Origin of the sequence: Chitinophaga caeni, assembly GCF_002557795.1 — a bacterium.
In the GTDB taxonomy this organism is placed as follows: domain Bacteria; phylum Bacteroidota; class Bacteroidia; order Chitinophagales; family Chitinophagaceae; genus Chitinophaga; species Chitinophaga caeni.
In genome coordinates, this window is sequence record NZ_CP023777.1 from 145,485 (window position 1) to 166,465 (window position 20,981).

The following is a 20,981-nucleotide window of genomic DNA, read 5'->3' on the forward strand; positions in this document are numbered from 1 at the left end:
ACCATCAAAGGGTTGGCCCCTATCATGAAATCAGGTTCCTAGGCTTTTTGGGAACGATTTTTGTAATTGTTGCAACGCTATGAATCGAATAACTATACATCGCACCTGGCTTTATTGTACAGCAATCTGTATTATCTTATCCGCGTGTAAAACCACCAAGAAAACGACCACGGCTCCCCCGGTTACCACCGTAAAAGAAAAACCGGTCGAAGAAAAGAAAGAAGAAGCACCGAAACCGGAGGTAAAACCGCCTTTCAACGTTCCTGCCTTCGCCCAAGAGGTGAAAAGAGACCGTTATAACGTGGCTATTTTCGTTCCCCTTTACCTGGACTCATTATTCATTACGGGCGATGAGCTACCCGGCAGGCAAATGCCCCGTTTCGTAGTGCCCGGACTGGAGTTTTACGAAGGCGCCCAATTGGCCTTAGACACGTTGCAAAAGCAAGGATATAAATTAAATGTATTCGTTTACGATAGCAAAGCCCGTGGCAATGATCCTTCTACCCTGGTACGGACCAAGCAATTAGAAGCGATGGACCTGATTATCGGCTCCGTTACGCCACCGGAAATACAAATCCTAAGCGATTTCGCGAAACAAAAGCAAATCAACTTCGTATCAGCTACTTATCCCAACGATGCGGGTATCACGGGAAACCCCTTCTACCTGATCGCGAACAGCACCTTGAAAACGCATTGTAACGCTATCCAGAATTACGTTCAAAAAGCTTTTGCCAATAAGAATATTCTCGTTTTCAAAAGGGCTTCAACCCTGGAAAATATGATCGCTTCCGATATCAAGGAGTCATATACCAACTCCACCTTGCCTACTAAATCAAGGATACGCGAAGTAGTTTGGAATGAAAACACTCCCGATGATGAAATAGCGCAATATTTATTGACGGATCGCCCAAACATCTGTATTATTACGGCATTGGATGAGCCAGGCAGTAAAACGATCGTCCGCAAATTAAGTACGCAGATGTCAAAATACCCCGTTCAAATATTCGGGATGCCGACCTGGGATGTGATGAAATTCAAAGAACCGGAATTTGATGGCATGAGTATTTATTATTCATCCCCTTATTTTGTTGACAAAAATTCGCCTTTTAATAAATACGTGGGTGATTATTTCAGGAAAAACTACAGGATTAATCCTAGCGATAATGCATTGAAAGGATTTGAGTTTACTTATTACTTCATCAAGTTAATGGGTAAGGATGGTATTTATTTTAATAAGGATATCAATGATTCTCCTTACAAGGTATTTACTAATTTTAATTTCCAACCGATATACTTGCAGCAGCAGGATTCCTTGTCGCAACCTTCTTATTTTGAGAATCAACAGATCTACATCATTCAAAAAGGAGACAGCGCAGATTTCAAAATGCAGTAGTTATCATTCCGCTCGAAATACATTTCGAAAAACTCTTTATAAAAAACGTCCCTGTCAATGGCAGGGACGTTTCTATTTAACAGGAGCCAATTACTATTTCCCATTGGCTTGATTTTCCTCGTAATCTTTTATAAACTGTTTCATTTTCTTACCCAGCTTAACTTTATGCTGATCGTCTTTCAAGTAATCCACCATCAGTTTCAATGCGGCATCTTCGATCTCCCGGGTGGAGGCACTGCCATTAGAGTTAATTGCTGATTTTGCGAAGCTGGTAAGATAAATGGGCAGTGCAACTTTATCCTTAAGGATACTTCCCATAAATTCATTGAGTTCCAATTTGTAGTCCGGCGTACCGTTTATCCATCTAAAAATAAATGCAACAGTAGCCTGCCAAGTTTGTAAAGAAGGGTACGCGGGGTTTGAAAGGATCATTTCCGAGGCTTCCAGAACAGCGGGTTCAGCCAATTTATAATCTATTTTTTCTTTCAACCGGATCGTATCAAACTTGGTCAATATCTGCGAATGGGCAGAAAAGTAAAAGGCGGTACAAAAAAGTAGGCAAATGATAATTTTCATAGTATAATATTGAATTTAAGAGATTCAACCAGGGATTTTCCGTAGGTGAAATTAAAATTTCTATAAAAAATAAGAAAATCTACCCTCGTTTTTATCCGCTTTACTAGTATAAAATCCCTATCTATTTGGTGTAATATTTGGCCTAAAACACGCATTACATCGCAACCTAATTTTGGCATTTAAAAATATTAGCGATAATCTTATTACAAAACACCCCCTGGGGACAAATAGCTACAACCCAGTACAGTAGGGAGTTTGTATACACCGAAGTTAAAAATACCCTACCTTTACACCCAATCCTTGCTAATTGTATTACAACAGATATGTAAACAAGGAAGATTCGTTTCGAAACCATTGATACAAACCAACCGTTAATATATTTGTTTGACAAGTGTTAAATAAATGTTTTTCGTATTCATTAGTTTGGTCGTAACTGGTATTGCAACAACCCGGATCCAAGGCATCGGATCAAGAAATTATTCATAATCTATACACCAACAATAACGGTAAAAGTTTTTCGGTCACATCATTATGCAACACGGCATTTTACTAGTAGCATTAGGTTTTTTAATAGGCACCTTCGGAACGTTAATCGGTGCCGGGGGCGGGTTTATATTAGTACCGATACTAATTCTCGTTTTCCCGGATATGCCGCCGGATGTACTGACAAGTATTTCCTTGGCCGTCGTATTTTTAAATGCCAGTTCCGGTTCCATTGCATATGGCAGGATGAAGAGGATCGATTATAAATCTGCTTTCTATTTTGCACTGGCTACATTACCCGGTTCCATCTTGGGTGCGATGTTAACTTCCGTGATTTCCAGGCATTTATTTAATATGATCCTCGGTGTTTTATTAATCGTTATCAGCGTTTTCCTTTTTCTAAAGCCAAGCCAGGGGGCTTACGCCAATAAATTTAACCGCGGCAAATTAGTCCATAGAACCCTAACAGATAGTTCAGGTGAAGTACATAAGTTTAGTTTTAATATCTGGGTAGGCATTATCATCAGCTTTTTTGTAGGTTTTCTTTCCAGCTTGCTGGGTATCGGCGGCGGTATTATCCACGTTCCTGCCCTGGTGAGTTTATTAGACTTCCCTATCCATATAGCCACTGCAACATCCCACTTTATATTGGCCATCATGGCACTTTCCGGCACTATTGTACATATGATCGACGGAAGCTTTTGGGAAGGTTGGCAAACGGCAGTGTTTATCGGGATTGGCGTAGTGGTTGGCGCGCAATTGGGCGCGGGCTTGTCGCACCGGGTAAAACCCAAAGGCATTATCATTGCCTTGGCAGGGGCTCTATTTATTGTCGGCATCCGGTTGCTATTTACCAAGTAAGTTTACTTCACGAGGAAACTGAGTATAAATAATACAAAAAGTACGTACATGACAGGACTGATATCTTTCCCTTTTCCTGTTAAGACCTTCAATAAAACATAAGAAAGCATTCCAAATACGATCCCTTCGGCAATGCTGTATGAATACGGCATCATTACGATCGTGAGAAAAGCGGGCAATGCTTCCGTGATATCATCGAACCGGATCTCCGTCACCGCCGACATCATTAACATACCAACGATGATCAATGCCGGGGCCGTTGCCGCGCCTGGAATCATTGCGAATAAGGGAGCGAAAAATAAGGATATTAGGAACATTCCCGCCACAGTCAAGGACGTCAACCCTGTTCTACCACCAGCCGCAATGCCGCTGGCACTTTCAACATAGGCCGTTACCACGCTCGTTCCCAATAAAGCGCCTGCCGTGGTGCCTACCGCATCCGCAAGCAAAGCTTGTTTTGCCCTGGGAATCCTGCCCCGCGCATCGAGCAAACCCGCCTTATGACACAAACCTATTAAGGTACCTACAGTATCAAATAAGTTGATTAATAACAAGGTGAATAATATCAGCACCATCTTCATGGAGAATATTTGATCGAACTGTAACTTGAATGCGATCGGTGACAATGAAGGAGGCAGGCTAAGAAATTTACCTCCAACGGGTAAATGCGTTAAACCCAGCGGGATTCCCACTACCGTGGCAACGATGATACCGATCAATAAGGCCGCATTTACTTTTCTGTACATTAGCACGGCGCTCACTATAACCCCGATGAGGGCAATCATTGGTCCAGCCTCCGTAACATCCCCCATTTTCAATATAACGCCGTCCAACTTACCATCGCCAACATATTTCATTCCCGTCTCAATAATACCGGCATTGGCTAAGCCAATCAAGGCGATCAATAACCCGATACCTACCGAGATCGCATGCTTTAAATTGGCCGGTATACTATTAATAATGGCTTCCCGGATATTAAACAAGGATAACAAGATGAAAATGACACCTTCCAGGAAGACAGCCGTCAATGCAAACTGCCAGGTATATCCCATGGATAGTACGACCGTATAAGCAAAAAAAGCATTTAAACCCATGCCCGGCGCTACGGCAATCGGCAACTTGGCAGCGATGGCCATTACGAAAGTACCTATAGCCGCAGCCAATGCAGTCGCGGTAATTAAAGCATTGAAATCCATCCCGGTTTTAGAAAGGATCATCGGGTTGACCACCAGGATATAAGCCATGGTGGAAAATGTAGTCAACCCGGCAAGCAATTCGGTTTTAACCGTGGTTTGATGTTCTTTTAACTTGAAATACGAACTTATTGACATGTTGCAAAAGTAATATGCTGTCATCAAAATGCAGCATTTGATGTAATTTTATGGGATGCCGTACTCGAAAGGATGGAAGTTGATCGAAGAATGGTTCGCGGCAAAAGGGCAGCAACCATTCGCATTCCAAGAAGAAGCTTGGGAACATTTATTGCATGGTCGATCCGGGTTAGTGAATGCCCCTACCGGGTTCGGTAAAACCTTTTCATTATTCCTGGGCCATGTTATTGAATGGATCGATCAACACGCCGATTCATTTGCCACTAAAACAGGCAATGGCTTGCAATTGATCTGGATTACTCCCTTAAGAGCTTTGGCAAAAGATATTGGCAGGGCCATGGAAACGGCTTTAACCGAACTGGGTATTGCCTGGCAAGTAGGTATCAGGAGCGGTGATACCAGTACGCAGGTTCGCAGGCAGCAACTGTCCCAGATGCCGGAAATATTGATTATCACACCCGAAAGTTTACATATTTTATTATCACAAAAGAACCATACCGCTTTATTCAAAAAACTACGAACCATCGTTTGTGACGAATGGCATGAATTGCTTGGTAATAAACGGGGCGTTATGGTGGAGTTGGCTTTGTCGAGGCTAAAGATGTTATGTCCAAAACTGAGAACCTGGGGAATATCTGCCACCATCGGCAACCTAGAAGAAGCCATGGAAGTACTTTTGGGTCCGGGTACAGCAGACGGCATTATCATCAAGGCATCTTTGAATAAAAATATCGAATTACACAGCATTATTCCCCCCGAAATAGAAACATACCCCTGGGCGGGACATCTCGGTTTAAAGATGTTGCACCAGGTGATTCCCATCATAGAAAACAGTAAAACGACACTCCTGTTTACCAATACCCGCGGTCAATCTGAAATATGGTACCAGGAAATTTTGCGGCAGTACCCAGAATTTGCCGGAACCATTGCCTTACATCATGGTTCCATCGATGCCGAGTTGAGAGCTTGGGTGGAAGAAGCGCTACATAACGGTATTTTAAAACTGGTGGTTTGTACCTCCAGCTTAGACCTCGGCGTAGATTTCAGGCCGGTAGATACCGTGATACAAGTAGGAAGCCCGAAAGGTGTGGCGAGATTCCTGCAAAGAGCAGGGCGGAGCGGGCATAGTCCTTACGAGATCAGCAAAATCTGGTTCGTACCGACACATGCCATGGAGCTGGTAGAAGCGGCTGCACTGAAAACCGCTATGAAGATGGAGTATGTAGAAGATCGTCAACCCACGATGCTTGCTTGGGATGTGCTGTTGCAGTACCTTGTTACGCTGGGTGTTTCAGGCGGCTTTGATCCCGATCAAACCTTTATTGAAATTCAAAATACTTATTGTTTTCAATCGATATCAAGTGATGAATGGAGCTGGTTGTTGAACTTCCTCACAAGCGGTGGGGAAGCATTATATCAATACGATGAATATAAAAAATTGCATATCGATGAAGATGGTTTGTATGTGTGCACAAACCGTACGATTGCCTCGCGGCACCGGATGCATATAGGAACGATCGTAAGCAGCCCGATGTTAAAAGTAAAATTCCTCGCCGGCGGGTATATCGGCGTTATCGAAGAATGGTTTATATCAAGGTTGAATCCCGGTGACTTTTTTACATTAGGCGGTAAAAGATTGGAATTCGTGATGATCAAGGACATGACGGTATTAGTTCGTAAAGCCGGGACAGGCAAAAGTATCGTGCCGAGCTGGATGGGCGGAAGAATGCCGTTGTCGGCCAACCTTGGGCGGATGCTGCGGCAGAAATTCAACGAAGCTAATCAATCCAAGCGTTCCAAGGACATAGAAATGCGGGCATTAACACCTTTATTCCAATTACAAAAAGAGTTGAGCTTTATTCCGGGGGAAAATGAATTATTGATAGAAAAAATATATACCAAAGATGGTTACCATTTATTTGTATATCCATTCGAAGGGAGATTAGTCCACGAAGTAATGGCTGCCCTATTAGCTTTCCGCTTGAGTAAATTGCAACCGATCTCCTTTTCCATCGCGATGAACGATTACGGTTTCGAATTATTATCCGATCAGCCCATTCCTTTAGATGCAGAAAATGTGAAACAATTGTTCAGCACGGAGCATTTAAACATTGATATACAATCGAGTGTAAATGCCACCGAGATGGCCCGCAGGAAGTTCCGTGACATTTCGGTAATCTCGGGATTAGTATTTCAAGGTTTTCCCGGTAAGCATAAGGCAGGCAAGCATTTACAATCATCATCTTCTTTGATTTTTAATGTTTTTAAAGACTACGATCCACAAAACTTATTATTAAAAGAAGCTTTTAATGAAGCTTTTTTCGAGCAGATGGAAGAGGTGCGTTTAAGACATACACTGGAACGGATTCAGACCAGCCAGGTCATCATCACCGAACCTCAAAAACTTACGCCCTTCTGCTTCCCAATAAAAGTTGACAGCCTGCGCGAAACCCTTACCAGTGAACAATTAACAGATAGGATTAAGAAAATGACACTGGATTAAATAGCATAATAAAAAATATATTCAGCGCCGGAAAAACTACTAGTTTTGCTACATGGAAGAGACGGCTTTCGAGCATAAAGGTCAACAGTGGAAATTATCTGCCGGCAAGGCTATTTATTGGAAAGATGAAAGGGCATTAATCATCGCGGACCTTCACTGCGGGAAGTCAGCCCATTTTAGGAAAGCCGGGATCGCTGTACCATCGAATCTTGTCGAGGTAGATCTACGTAGGTTGCAACAACTGATTACCTTTTATTGCCCGGATCGCCTTATCGTTGTTGGAGATATGTTTCATAGTGATTATAACAATGATATTGCATATTTTAAAATATGGCGGCAACAATTCCAATCGTTACAATTCGAACTTGTAAATGGAAATCATGATATTTTAGCCCTCGATATTTATGATCAATTGAATATTTCCTGTTATGATTTCCTGGATATTCAAAACATTCATTTTGCCCATGATCCTGAAATGCACCGGGCCAAGGAAAAACAGTACGTGTTATCCGGCCATTTGCATCCCGGGGTAAGCATTTCCGGGGCAGCCAAGCAATCCATGCGCTTACCATGTTTTTATTTTGGTGATGATTACGGGGTTTTGCCTGCCTTTAGCCGATTCACAGGTATGTACACGATCAAGGCACAAAAATCGGAACCGGTATTTGTTGTGGCAGAAAATAAAATCATCAGGATGCAATGATTTTGTTCCTTCCCCCTGCAGCATGGGCTCGCGAGCCCATGCTGCAGGATGAGAATTTTATAAATGGTATACAGTCATTCAACCATTAATCCTATTTTTGCTGTCACAACCATTAAAAAAACATGAACCAACCAAGTAACAGGCATTTTTCCTGCTTATGGAAAAACCTTGCCGTATTTTTATGCCTTCTTTTTGGCTCTTATTTAACTAGTAAAGCACAACAAATTCCGGCATCGCAAATAGTTGATCAACTGGAAGCAAGCATTCAATCCAAGCAATTTGACAGCATCAAACCTTACCTGGGAGAACACTTTAGCGTCGGGGCGTATAGTCGTCCATCAGCCGATGGGATGTATCAGCAGGTTATTAACAAGTACCATGAATTGGAATCATTAAGTCTCGTTAGCGAAAACAAAGATTTGCATCAATTGGAAGTGAAATATCAATATAAGGATCAAGATCCTTCCATATCAATCATCCAGTTAGATCAAAAAGGTAAAATTGACCGGATCGAATTATTCGACCAATTATACGGTTTGCATCTAAACAAAGCATCTAAGCCAATAGGCAATATCCCATTTGAACTCGTCGACAAAAAAATCGTTGTGCAAGTTCACATCAACAATCATCCTAAAGTATTGAATATGCTATTTGATACGGGAGCAGATGGTATCGGTTTGAAAAAAGCAGTAGCTGATGAAATCGGTTTAAAAGTCAGCCGCCAGCAGAATACGAGCGTTGTAGGCGGTACAACACAAGTAAGCATCAGCAGTAATAATACTTTGCAATTAAATGATAAGGTAAGTCTCGATCGGCAAAACATTGCTATTTTTCCTCAATATGATGGTACGTTAGATGGATTATTCGGCGGAAACGTTATGCGGGATTACATTGTTTGTATAGATTTCGATGCGAAATTGTTGCGGCTTTATACTTTCGGAAAATTTGACTATCCCGCTGGCGGAAGTATTGTCCCGATGCATTTCACGGGCACAGCAAGTATTGAAACAGCCGTAAACATCCGCGGGCAACAAAGCATGGCTAATTTAACATTCGATACCGGCGCCGGTTACGACATCATCCTTTTCGGACCATTTGTAAAAGAGCATCATTTGTTGGATCGTTTCAGGGTGGAGAGCTATAGTACGAATATCAGTTTCGGTCATACGACAAAAACCTCTATCGGCCGTATTGATACTGTTATGATCGGCAACAAGCAATTATATTACCCAACGGGTACCTTGCAGCATTATACCGATGGCGATGAAAAATGGTCGCATGGAGATGGCAGTTTGGGTATCAATATCATCAAGCAATTCAACGTGTATTTAAATGCAGGCTCCAAGGAATTTTATTTTGTGCCGAATCAACAATTCGGTTACCCTTCCGATTTTTGGATCGCGCAAATTATGTATGGCTTCGAGGATGGAAAATTAAAAGTCAAACAGCTACAACCCGGCTCCCCGGCCGAAAAGTCCGGTTTACTTGTAGGAGATACCGTGGAAAAAATCAACGGTGAAAAAGCGAATATCTTTGAAGCGTATGATATGATTAAGAAATATCAATTGACTTGGAAGCGTGTGCCGATTAAATTAACGCTGCGCCGCGGGGGTAAAAAACACCAATTAGATATAGCAAATATGAATATGTAAAGGAAATAGTGGATACTACGTAAAAAATAGTTAATTTAAATGAATTCAGGATTGATCTTCCATTACAATTCAGCAGAGTTAACAGCGTTGAATATTTCTATTTCATAGCTTTTTGCTAAAAATTACTTTTGTTTTGTAGTAATAAAATCGATCAATCTCAGGTCGTTCCTCCCGGGGAACGACCTATTTTTTTAGGCCTACCGCATCGATGATTTTCTCGTATTTATTTGCTTCCATATTGAAGCTGGGCGCAATTTCAAAAGGTTCATGTTCGAGTAAAACCATATTTGAAATAAACTCGATCCGGTATTCTTTCCAAATGGGCAGAGCATCTGAAGGGTCGGTACATGCACCGCTGATTTTGTAAATATCTACATGAATATGGCCTTGACTGGTAGAAAACACGGCATGGGGATGCCCTATTCTTTTACCGGGTGCTGCGCCGGGAACGCTGTAGTCAAACTCTACAGGTTTCCGTTCTGCAATAGCCATATGTAATAAATGCAGGGTACTGTACATGTGGTTAGGTTTGTTATTAGGAGGCAATAATACCGGTTAGATGCTCCCACTATGCGCGGGAAGAAAGCACAATTTAATAAAAAGCCTGGAAACACCCTTATTTTAGGCTTTTAAATTGATGCGCGGTTATATGCTTAGGCATTGATAAGTTACCGATCCTAACTAATTATATTCCTTACCAACCTGGTTGTTACGTTGTTTTGTTTTTCTCTTGCTGATTTGAATTTCTTAGCTAAAGCTATTCGCTGCTGTGCATGCGAAATCGAAATTTCGATTCGCCGGATTTCCGGGTGCTATTTGTTTACCGGCATTGAAATTTGCTTGATTGGACATTTTATTGCTATGAAGTTTTGTATCCCCAAAACCCTTCCTGGTTCTAGCTTACAAGCTACAGGTGTTCATAACCCGGTATTCAATTTAATTGCCTGGAAACTTTCATAATGGATGTTCCATTTTTCTGCTAAATTAATTACGCACCTTAATTGGCTCGTTTACTTATTACCAGTTCGCTAACACTGTAACTTTCTTTGCTTTCCAAAGAAAGTTACAAAGACTTGGGGCCAAATTGGCCATTACGGCCCCGCCCGACCCGGCTTCTGTACTACCGTGTTACCGGGCATCAGTTTTCTATTTCTTACGTAACCCGTTGAATAATTTAGCGGGAAATACCGGTACTCCTTTATTTAACATGAATGAAGGTTTTTGAATAACTATGGCTTCCAAGCTCGGACTTCGAACTTCCATGTGGAACAATATTCTGCTGACAGAACATCGTGTACGGCCGCATTAGGAATCCCGCTATTGGTTAGCTGGTGCAAGAAGTAAGTATCATTTTCTTTCGGGTACAATTGTGAATTTCCTCAATTGTACCTGGGTCCGAGCTTGGAAGCTCGAACCAGCAAATGTCTTGGGGCATTGCGACAGAGCATTCAAAAGCCGCCCCCTGGTTTCGAACAACATTGTCTTGGAAGTTCGAAATAGAGCGACTTTCTTAATATTCTAGATGGAGTTGCTAAAGTTACAAACTAGGTAGACACGAATGATTAGGTTTCGAATACATGTGAATTGAAATTCTCCACCCATACCGCGAGTTCCTGTTTATTTGATGAAGTCCTAGGAATGATCAGTTCTTGATTTTTTTCTTCAACATACTGACTTGTTCTTGCAGGGAGTTTACCATATCGGCTAAATGGTTGACACTTAAGCGGGATTGGTTGCCAAACTTCTGGATGACGGCATCGGCTTGCCATATTTCCAGCACATCTTCCATTGTAACCGGGTAAGGTTCATATTGCGGGTTATCAGATACGAGGGTCACTTTATTTTTGGCGCGGTTGCTTTTCAGCACCCTTTTGTAAACAATTCCTTCGCGGCTGGTTACCACGATATGGGCTTCATTGTTGCGGATGTCATCCCATTTATCCACCTTATGGCAAACAATCACACTTCCGGAAGGTGTGGGTAGCATGGAGTCTCCCGCGATCTCGAACGCGCGGAAATCACCTGCGCCAAGCATTGGCAAAGTGAATGTATTCAATTCTTCAATAAACTCATCATCATTATAACCTGCCAGGTAACCGGCAGCAGCTTTCACCGGAACGAATACAATGCTTTGGCGGTTGTTGTCATACAATTTTTGTTGGCGGCGCCTTTCCAGGAAACTTTCCTTCGAAGAGCTGAGATCCCTTCTCAACAAATCATCGATAGAAACCCTGAACATATCGCTCACTTGCTCTAATACCTCTGTACGGGGCTCTGCACGCTCTTCCTCATAAGCACCCAAAAGCGAACGCTTAATATTTAACTTATCGGCAAATTCCTGCTGGGTCCAGCCCTTTTGTTTACGCAGGTGCTTCAGATTTCGGCAAACGATAGACATCCTATCTAATTTATTTAGTAAATAATACTAACAAATTTAGCAAATATTTTTCTAAAATACCAAATATTCTTGTCCGCAAGGCTTATTTTTGTTCCTGGTAAAAAATCTGATACTATGACAACACTCTTATTCGTGCATGCTATCTTGCGGTATTTGATATTGTTAGCCGGGCTTTGGGCAATTATCCGCGCATTTAAAGGCGTGAATAGCCAAGCTCCCTATTCTAATGCAGACAATAAAGCGAGCTTATTTTACATGATCTTTTTCGACTTACAGGTGGTGGTAGGTTTGATACTATTCTTCATCAGCCCATTAATTCAATCTGCAACTGCGGATATGGGTGCTGCTATGAAGAACCCAACCTTACGTTTTTTCACGGTAGAACATACGGTAATGGCCTTGATTTCCTTGGCCTTATTACATATCGGTCGTTCTAAAATCAAGAAAGCTACTACCGATGCTAAAAAACATAAATTAGCCTTGGTGTTCTTCGGTTTATCCTTCATTGTTTTATTGCTGTTGATTCCTTGGCCCTTCCGCGAAGCATTGAGCAGGGGCTGGTTTCCTAATTAATGGATGATATTTTTTCTTATAAAATACAAATCGCCGGTAGTTTGAAGTACCGGCGATTTTTTTGTGCCTTTTAACACCATCTTCCGCATGCTTCTACTTAATAAAGCATACGATCCCCTTAATATTCATCCCAGATGCATACGCCGGGGAGTACAAACAGGTTTACGGTGTTAACTTTATCCCTGTTCTTTGTAATATAAGCGGTAAGAGTACGTAAAAGGCCAATAAGCTATCGCTCCCATTATAATACATACTATAAACATTCCCGTAAACATCGGCACGAACAATCCACCTATGATAATCCCTACGCCGGAAAATATCCACAAACGCGAAGTCATATGGTGGGTTAAAGTCCAATTTACCGTGCTTTTTAAAGTCCAGGGCGTTCTCACGCCGATATAATTGTTCGGCGGTACATTCCGCAGGTAGAACCCGATGGTTGCCAACAGGATACCGATGCCGATAAATACCCATTTTTCGAGGAACAAGACATTGCCACGTTGGGCCATCCAAATTACGATGGCATCCATTAAACCCAGGTAAAAATGTATCCTGAACCTAATATTATAATACTTATGCCGGGTAATCTCGTCGCTTTGCTGCAAAGTTCCGGGGCTACGGGGAATGTAGCGGAACAGGGCGTATAATCCGAAGTTGATGATGAATAAGCACATCATCAAAAATAGGAAGTCCGTTCTTTCACCGATCCTTTCCGGTGTGCCCGTGAAGATGTTGTAGTTAGAAGGGAATATATTAGGAATACTGGTCCAAACGATCCCCAAATAAATCATCGGCAAAAATACGAGAGCAATGATACCGACTTCCTTAAAATAATTGGGTCTATTCATGTCACGTAGTTTTAAGTGAAACAATTCATCGTTAATTCTCACTGGCCACTGCTATACTATTATTTACAGTATTTGTGCCATTTTTGTTTGAATGCCCTCCTTTTTTAAGCTGCTATTAACAAAAAAAATAAAATACTAATTAATTTAGTTTTGCTAATATTTTTAGTATTTTTGAATTCTAATTTTAACCCGTCATGATCACGTTACAACACCGTACGATTGCTCATTTTGATCTCGACTGTTTCTTTGTGTCGGTGGAATGTTTGCATGATAAAAGTTTGAAAGGCAAACCCTTATTAATCGGCGGACAAAGTGACCGCGGGGTTGTTTCGGCCTGTAGCTACGAGGCCAGGAAATTTGGTATCCACTCCGCCATGCCGATGAAAACGGCCTTACGCTTGTGCCCCCATGCCATTGTCAGAAGTGGGGATATGGAGCAATACAGCTACTTCTCCCGGGAGGTAACCGAAGCGATTTCCGAATCGGCGCCACTTTATGAAAAAGCTTCGATCGATGAGTTTTACCTCGACCTTACCGGGATGGATAAATTTTTCGGCTCCCTGAAATGGACTACCGAGTTACGGCAAAAAATCATGCGCAAAACCCGGTTACCGATATCCTTCGGTTTAGCGTCCAACAAGATGGTTTCGAAAGTGGCTACGAATGAAGCCAAACCCAACGGGCAAATGGAAATTGCTTTCGGCAACGAAAAAATATTCCTCGCCCCGATGCCCGTGGAAAAACTGCCGATGGTAGGCAGGGAAACCTCTGCCCAACTCCGCCGCCGCGGCGTGGAAACGGTGCAAACGCTCAGCGAAATTCCCATCGGCTTATTAGAAGCCTGGATGGGGAAAAACGGGATCGCCCTCTGGAATAGGGCCAATGGCATCGATGAATCCCCGGTGGTACCGTACCATGAACAAAAATCGATCTCTACGGAACATACTTTTCCTACCGACACCATCGACCTGCAATTCATCCACCGGGAACTGGTCAGGATGACGGAGAAGATCGGGTTCGAATTACGGCAGCAGAACAAATTAACCGGCTGTATTACGGTCAAGATCCGTTATTCGGATTTCGAAACGGTGACCAAGCAAATGACAATCGCTTATACCGCTTGCGATCATGTCCTGCTGGAAAAAGTAAAATCACTGTTCCATAAACTGTACGACAGGCGATTGCTGATACGCCTGATCGGCATCCGGTTCAGCCAGCTCGTGCAAGGCAATTACCAGATCAACCTTTTTGACGATACGCAGGAGATGATTGCACTGTACCAGGCAATCGACAGCATCAAGGATCAATTCGGCAGCCAATACCTGGTGAGGGCTGCGCATGTCAACCACGAACACAGGCCGGAGGCGGTAAATCCTTACCTGCCCAAGGGAGTGGGTACATTCAAAAAACGTTACCCGGGACGTTAAACGAAAAAGAGGAGGTGGCGAGATGTATATTAATTGTAAGAGTTGGTTCAGTTTGAAATACGGTACTATAGATACCAAGAAATTGGTCAGTACCGCCTGGCAATTGGGTGTGAGCAGCCTCGCGCTGACCAATATCAATTGTACTACCGATGCCTGGATGTTTGTACAGTGTTGCCGCGAATATAAAATCAAACCGGTATTAGGTATCGAATGCCGCAACGGGAATTCTTTTCAGTATATTTTGCTGGCCCGCAATATGGATGGTTGGCTGCAAATCAACAATTTCCTCAGTGAACATCTTCAGCAGGAAAAAGATTTTCCCGCCCAAGCTCCCCATTTTAAAGACGTGTTTGTTATATATGCATGGGGACAAAGGTCATTACATGACCTGGCGGCGCATGAATATATCGGTGTGCGAGTGGCGGAGATCAATAAGCTGTTCCGCTTACAACCCGCGGCGTACGGTGAAAAATTGGTCGTGTTGCAACCCGTAACGTACCAAGATAAAGTTCACCGGGAGTTGCATCAACTGCTCCGGGCAGTAGATCAAAATTTACTCATCACGCAGCTCCCGCCCGAAAGCTTAGCAAAAGAAGGGGAAACTTTTATACCGCCCGCGCAGCTCGTAAAAGCTTTTCAAGATCACCCGGCCATCGTGCAAAATACTTTACGGCTGCTGGATGCCTGTAATATTCAATTTGATTTTAAACAAGCGCGCAATAAGAAATATTTTACCGCTAGCGCCGCCGAAGATGCCAAGTTATTACGGGATCTGACAATGAAAGGAATGAAAGAACGCTACGGGGATGGCAATAGCGAGGCATTGTACCGTATAGAAAAAGAACTCAAGGTTGTTTCGGATTTGAATTTTACCGCCTACTTTTTAATTACCTGGGATATTATCCGCTTTGCCAATGAACGGGGATTTTTTTACGTTGGCCGCGGGAGCGGCGCCAATTCCATCGTTGCCTATTGCCTGCGCATTACCAACGTAGATCCTATCGCGTTAGATTTATATTTTGAAAGGTTCCTCAATCCTTACAGAAGCTCGCCACCCGATTTTGATATGGATTTTTCCTGGAAAGATAGGGATGAAATCACCCGTTATATATTTGAGAAATACGGGGAAAGGCATACTGCGCTTATCGGCACGATCACTACCTTCCAGGTAAATGCCATTATCAGGGAGCTGGGAAAAGTTTACGGCTTACCGAAGAAGGAAATTGATAAAATACTAGGCACACCACAGCAGGTAAGCCTCGATGGGAATGATTCGATTCAAAGTAAAATATGGTTTTACGGTTCCCTGTTGGAAAAATTTCCGAATCATCTCAGTATACATGCAGGCGGTATATTAATCAGCGAAGAGCCGATACATCAATATTGCAGTACACATTTGCCACCGAAAGGATTTATTACCACGCAGTTCGACATGCACCTAGCCGAAGCGATCGGTTTATACAAGTTTGATATTTTAAGTCAACGGGGATTGGGGCATATCCGCGATGCCATCGATCTCGTGAAAGTGAATAAAGGAATTGATATCGATATTCACCGGGTACAGGAATTTATCCGGGACCCGGAAATCAACAAGCAATTACAGGAAGTAAATACGATCGGTTGTTTTTATATTGAATCGCCCGCGATGCGACAATTGTTGTTAAAGTTGAGATGTAATGACTACCTCACGTTGGTAGCAGCCAGTTCTATCATCAGGCCCGGCGTGGCGCAATCCGGAATGATGCGGCAGTATATTACAAACTTCCACCATCCCGGGCAGGCGCAATATTTACATCCTATCATGAAAGAATTGCTGTCCGAAACTTACGGGGTCATGGTGTACCAGGAAGATGTGATCAAGGTAGCCCATCATTACGCGCAATTAGACCTGGCCGATGCAGATATTTTACGCAGGGCAATGGCCGGAAAATACCGGGGGAATGATCAGTTCGTAAAAATACGGGATATGTTTTTCGAGAACTGCCGGCAATTAGGTCGCCCGGCTGATGTAAGCGAAGAAATATGGCGGCAGATTGCCAGCTTTGCGAATTATTCATTTTCCAAGGCGCATTCCGCCAGCTTTGCAATAGAAAGTTACCAGAGCTTGTATCTCAAGACTTATTACCCGATGGAATTTATGGTGGCGGTGATTAATAATTTCGGGGGATTTTATAACCGTGAATTATACTTCCGTGAATTACAAAAAACAGGCGCCGAGGTATATCCCCCCTGCATCAACCGCAGCGATTACCTTACTAATATACAGGGAAAAAAAGTGTACATGGGTTTTATCCATGTAGAAAGGCTAGAACAACAATGGATAGAGCAGGTATTGCGCAATCGCCGGCAATTCGGGCCATTCGCACATCTTGAAGATTTCATCGAACGAACAGATCCCGCGCCGCAACAATTGGAAATATTGATACGCATCAACGCCTTCTCGTTTACCGGGCAAGACAAGAAATCTTTATTATGGAAAAGTTCTATCCTGCAAAGGCATTACAAGGGAAATGATATTCATATTCCCCTGTTCAAACCGCCGCCCACCGACTGGCAATTACCTACGCTGGCACAGCGTGAGCATGAAGATGCATTCGATGAAATAGATTTAATAGGCTTCTCATTAGCATCCCCCTTTGCTGCCTTGAAACATCAACAGGAAGCATATACACCCGTATCCGGGCTAGTAGGAAAAACAGGGCAACAAGTGAAAGTATTGGGCTACCTCGTTTGCACGAAGTATTCACGGACCAGCAAAGGGGAACTGATGTGCTTCGGCACCTTCCTGGACAGGGAACATAATTTCCTCGATACCGTGCATTTCCCGAAAAGTTTGCATAAGTATCCTTTACAAAAAGCCGGTTTTTACAGCATGACAGGCATCGTTATGGAAGAATTTGATGTCCTCAGCGTGAATGTAGAATATATGCACAAGGTGGGTTACTTTGAAGATACGGTTCCTAACTTCTACCAGCGCATATAGTTGATCCGGCTGAAAAAGCTCATCCTGGGATAGTAATGAACCAGCCTTTTCGAAAGATTTATCATACCGGTTCCGTACGGCATGCGATTCTAGAATTAACTTTCACAATTACCCTATATCTACAAAAAAGCAGGAACCCCTAATCGGATTCCTGCTTTCATATTATAAAGTAGCAGTTGCTTATAAATTAAACAACCCTTTATTCAATAATTGCAATGTTTGATTTTTATATTGGGCAGCTACCAATATAGAAATATTATGCCTACTACCACCGTAAGAGATCATCCTTAAAGGAATTTCCTTCAATGAATCAAACAGCCTGCTCAAAATTTCCGGGGTGGCGGCTACTTCGTTACCAACGATTGAAACGATCGCCTGGTGATGGTCGAGTTCCACGGTCCCGAAAGGTTGTAACTCCTTCACGATTTGATCGAGGAATTGGGATTGATCGATCGTTAAAGAAACCGCCACTTCAGAAGTGGTGATCATATCGATCGGGGTGCGATACTTTTCGAACACCTCGAATATTTTCCTCAAGAAACCATAAGCCAAAAGCATGCGGCTGGATTTGATCTTAATAGCGATAATGCCGTCTTTTGCCGCGATCGCCTTGGCGCCGTTACCATTTGGCATTTCCGTAATGATCGTTCCTTTAGCATCCGGTTGCATCGTGTTCAGCAACTTAACCGGGATATTGAAATGCTGTGCAGGCCAGATAGAGGCAGGGTGTAAAATTTTAGCACCGAAATAAGCCAACTCCGCCGCTTCGTCGAAAGACAATTGATCGATCGGGAATGTTTTATCCACGATACGCGGATCGTTGTTGTGCATACCGTCGATGTCTGTCCAAATCTGCACTTCGGAAGCCTGGATCGCCGCACCGATCAGGGAAGCAGAATAATCGCTACCGCCACGTTTGAGGTTATCCACTTCACCGCGCGCGTTGCGGCAGATATAACCCTGGGTAATGAATAAATTGATCCCTTTATTTTTATCTACAAAAGCAGCCAATTTAGCTTTGATCTTAGGAATTTCAGGTTCATCATTTTCATCGATGCTCATGAACTCCAGGGCAGGTAACAAGACAGCTTTTACGCCTTTTTCCACCAAATATGCATTGAACAATTTTGTAGACAACAACTCACCCTGTGCAAGAATATCTTTATTCAAAGCTTCGTTGAAAGAAATTTTCAGGATGATGTTCAGGAACTCAAAATGTTCGTCCACGATGGCATTGGCATGCTGCTTACCTTCGGGAGTACTCACCAATTGATCCACGAAGCCGCGGTAATGGCTTTCCAACTTATCGATCTGTTGTTTGGCTTGTACCTTCTTACCATCAGACAAAGATTGCCCGATCTCCACTAATGCGTTTGTAGTACCGGAGAGAGCGGAAAGTACTACGATTTTAGTATCTTGGTCGGCTGTAATTAATTGAGCCACCGAATGCATTCGTTCCGGTTTACCTACTGAGGTACCACCAAATTTTAAGACTTTCATTTTGTGTTGATATATACTTAGAAATCAATTTTAAATTTAGATGCCAATTCTTTTAGATCTTTTACCACCGGTGCTAACAGGGGGATCCCCTCTTTCATCCTGATAGCTTCCATCTCGCGTTCCGGATCGCCGGGAATCAATACCTTCTTACCATCCACAGCTTCCGTATTCCTGAACCTTTCGATCCATTGATCCATATGTGATTTAAATTCATTGGCCGGTCGGAAACCGTCTACCCTCATGGCCCCGAAGAAATGTCCCAAGCCTTCACCAACCGGGTTCGGCGGTAAAGGTAAAAAGCTTACGAAAGGCGGCGCCCAAGGGCCATAATTAGCGCCCGATAATACCGCGGAGAATATATCGACGATAGCACCCAGGCAATACCCCTTATGGCTACCGTGGTCGCGATCGCCACCCAGCGGCAGCAAGGCTCCCCCTTGTTTTAAAATATTTGGATCCGTAGAACAATGGCCATCTTTATCCTGCACCCAACCAATTGGCGCCTCATGTTCTTTTCTTTGTAATATCTCGAGTTTTCCGTTGGCAGCTGTAGTGGTAGCAAAATCGGCCACGAAAGGCGGCTGGCGATCTGCCGGAATAGCAACAGCGATCGGGTTAGTGCCTAACATTCGCTCGGTAGCAAAAGTGGGCGCTACTAAAGGACTGGCATTTGTCATAGCCATCCCGATCATATCCTGTTCCAATGCCATCATGGCATGCTGCCCAGCAATACCGAAATGGTTAGAGTTTTTTACACTCACCCAGCCGGAGCCGACCAGCGCGGCTTTTTCGATCGCGACTTTCATCGCGAAAGGCGCCACGACGAGGCCAAGACCTTTATCCCCATCCACGGTAGCGGTACTAGGGGTTTGATGAATGATCTTAATATCTGGAACCGGGTTAATACGTCCAGCCTCCCATAACCTTACATATCCGCTCAACCTGGCCACCCCGTGGGAGTCAATCCCCCTGGCATCGGCCGCAAGCAATACATTACTAGCTAAAATGGCATGGTCGTCCGGGCAACCCATCAGGGAAAATACTTTCCGGGTAAAATGTACCAGTTGTTCGTAAGAGAAATTCTGTTCCATCGCACAATTAAACTAAACACTAATCAATCCTTAAGCTTGAGCAGTAGGGCCACCAAAGTTCATGGGCAGCGAAACGGGCTCTTGATCCTGGATAACACCATGGGTAGCTTCATACTTCTTGATATTATCCGACAAGGCTTTCATCAGGCGTTTGGCATGTTGAGGAGTCAGAATAACGCGGGATTTTACCCTAGCCTTAGGCATTCCGGGCATCACGTTGATAAAATCAACTACAAATTCCGAAGGGGAGTGAGTAATAACGGCAAGATTGGCATACGTACCATCAGCAACCTCTTCGCTTAGCTCTATATTTAACTGGTTCTGCTCTTCGTTCTGATTTTCCATAATATAAAATAATCATTAAGAAAGCACAAAAATAGAAAAGACTAGGCGGATTTGGTGTTTTTTTTGTAAGTAAGCCTGGAATTTGGGAATATTTTTGGGGATAGGGTAAATTATTAAATGGTTATTGTCCTACTAAATTTTCAACGTGGAATAGCAATGATCACCGTTAAAAGTTCGACTCAATGCCCATCTGCCCGTTTCTTGTACCTTATTGCTTGCCCAAAAAAGGGCACAAATTGGCCATGACGGCCCGCCCGATGGAGCATTTCTACTACGGTATAACCAGGCTTCACTTCGCTATCCACAGTACGAAG

16 protein-coding genes are annotated in these 20,981 nt (G+C 43.1%); 8 read left to right on the forward strand and 8 right to left on the reverse strand.

Annotated elements, in window-relative coordinates; translation table 11 throughout:
* Positions 1–79 precede the first annotated feature (79 nt).
* A complete protein-coding gene (locus tag COR50_RS00640) occupies positions 80–1,393 on the forward strand; it encodes an ABC transporter substrate-binding protein (protein WP_098192173.1) in 1,314 nt (437 codons plus the stop codon).
* A gap of 93 nt (positions 1,394–1,486) precedes the next feature.
* Here COR50_RS00640 and COR50_RS00645 read toward each other — a convergent pair whose 3' ends face one another.
* Positions 1,487–1,969 (reverse strand): hypothetical protein, encoded by a 483-nt coding sequence (locus COR50_RS00645; protein ID WP_098192174.1) that lies wholly within the window; start codon positions 1,967–1,969, stop codon positions 1,487–1,489.
* Between the two features lie 531 nt (positions 1,970–2,500).
* Here COR50_RS00645 and COR50_RS00650 point away from each other — a divergent pair.
* A complete protein-coding gene (locus COR50_RS00650; RefSeq protein WP_098192175.1) occupies positions 2,501–3,313 on the forward strand; it encodes a sulfite exporter TauE/SafE family protein in 813 nt (270 codons plus the stop codon).
* A 2-nt stretch (positions 3,314–3,315) separates the two neighbouring features.
* Here COR50_RS00650 and COR50_RS00655 read toward each other — a convergent pair whose 3' ends face one another.
* Positions 3,316–4,644, reverse strand: a complete 1,329-nt coding sequence (locus tag COR50_RS00655) for an NCS2 family permease (protein ID WP_098196045.1) — start codon at positions 4,642–4,644, stop codon at positions 3,316–3,318.
* Between the two features lie 55 nt (positions 4,645–4,699).
* Between COR50_RS00655 and COR50_RS00660 the strand changes: the two genes are divergently transcribed.
* From COR50_RS00660 to COR50_RS00670, 3 genes are all read left to right on the forward strand, one after another.
* Positions 4,700–7,147, forward strand: coding sequence for a ligase-associated DNA damage response DEXH box helicase (locus COR50_RS00660; protein WP_098192176.1), 2,448 nt, complete (start codon positions 4,700–4,702; stop codon positions 7,145–7,147).
* 52 nt (positions 7,148–7,199) lie between these two features.
* Positions 7,200–7,850, forward strand: coding sequence for a ligase-associated DNA damage response endonuclease PdeM (pdeM, locus tag COR50_RS00665; RefSeq protein ID WP_098192177.1), 651 nt, complete (start codon positions 7,200–7,202; stop codon positions 7,848–7,850).
* 122 nt (positions 7,851–7,972) lie between these two features.
* Positions 7,973–9,502: an aspartyl protease family protein gene (locus COR50_RS00670; protein WP_098192178.1), complete on the forward strand. Its 1,530-nt coding sequence runs from the start codon at positions 7,973–7,975 to the stop codon at positions 9,500–9,502.
* Positions 9,503–9,685: 183 nt separating this feature from the next.
* Here COR50_RS00670 and COR50_RS00675 read toward each other — a convergent pair whose 3' ends face one another.
* Together COR50_RS00675 and COR50_RS00680 are read right to left on the reverse strand one after the other, a co-directional pair.
* Positions 9,686–10,021, reverse strand: coding sequence for a WYL domain-containing protein (locus COR50_RS00675; RefSeq protein WP_098192179.1), 336 nt, complete (start codon positions 10,019–10,021; stop codon positions 9,686–9,688).
* Between the two features lie 1,123 nt (positions 10,022–11,144).
* Positions 11,145–11,900 (reverse strand): XRE family transcriptional regulator, encoded by a 756-nt coding sequence (locus tag COR50_RS00680; protein WP_098192180.1) that lies wholly within the window; start codon positions 11,898–11,900, stop codon positions 11,145–11,147.
* 114 nt (positions 11,901–12,014) lie between these two features.
* Here COR50_RS00680 and COR50_RS00685 point away from each other — a divergent pair, with 114 nt between their 5' ends.
* Positions 12,015–12,473: a hypothetical protein gene (locus COR50_RS00685; RefSeq protein WP_098192181.1), complete on the forward strand. Its 459-nt coding sequence runs from the start codon at positions 12,015–12,017 to the stop codon at positions 12,471–12,473.
* Positions 12,474–12,649: 176 nt separating this feature from the next.
* On the opposite strand, the gene COR50_RS00690 is transcribed toward COR50_RS00685, so the two are convergent.
* The gene (locus tag COR50_RS00690; RefSeq protein ID WP_098192182.1) at positions 12,650–13,321 is read right to left on the reverse strand and encodes an SdpI family protein; all 672 of its coding nucleotides are present in this window, start codon (positions 13,319–13,321) and stop codon (positions 12,650–12,652) included.
* 194 nt (positions 13,322–13,515) lie between these two features.
* On the opposite strand from COR50_RS00690, the gene dinB reads away from it, so the two are divergent.
* Complete coding sequence (gene dinB / locus COR50_RS00695; protein WP_098192183.1) at positions 13,516–14,748, forward strand: DNA polymerase IV; 1,233 nt, start codon at positions 13,516–13,518, stop codon at positions 14,746–14,748.
* Between the two features lie 22 nt (positions 14,749–14,770).
* Positions 14,771–17,731, forward strand: coding sequence for a DNA polymerase III subunit alpha (locus COR50_RS00700; protein WP_098192184.1), 2,961 nt, complete (start codon positions 14,771–14,773; stop codon positions 17,729–17,731).
* A gap of 180 nt (positions 17,732–17,911) precedes the next feature.
* Here COR50_RS00700 and COR50_RS00705 read toward each other — a convergent pair whose 3' ends face one another.
* From COR50_RS00705 to COR50_RS00715, 3 genes are read right to left on the reverse strand one after another with little or no spacing between them, the layout of a single operon-like run.
* Positions 17,912–19,231: an aspartate kinase gene (locus COR50_RS00705; protein WP_098192185.1), complete on the reverse strand. Its 1,320-nt coding sequence runs from the start codon at positions 19,229–19,231 to the stop codon at positions 17,912–17,914.
* A gap of 17 nt (positions 19,232–19,248) precedes the next feature.
* Positions 19,249–20,322, reverse strand: a complete 1,074-nt coding sequence (locus tag COR50_RS00710; protein ID WP_098192186.1) for an Ldh family oxidoreductase — start codon at positions 20,320–20,322, stop codon at positions 19,249–19,251.
* A 30-nt stretch (positions 20,323–20,352) separates the two neighbouring features.
* On the reverse strand, positions 20,353–20,667 hold the full coding sequence (locus COR50_RS00715; RefSeq protein ID WP_098192187.1) for a DUF3467 domain-containing protein: 315 nt from the start codon (positions 20,665–20,667) through the stop codon (positions 20,353–20,355).
* Between the last annotated feature and the right edge of the window lie 314 nt (positions 20,668–20,981).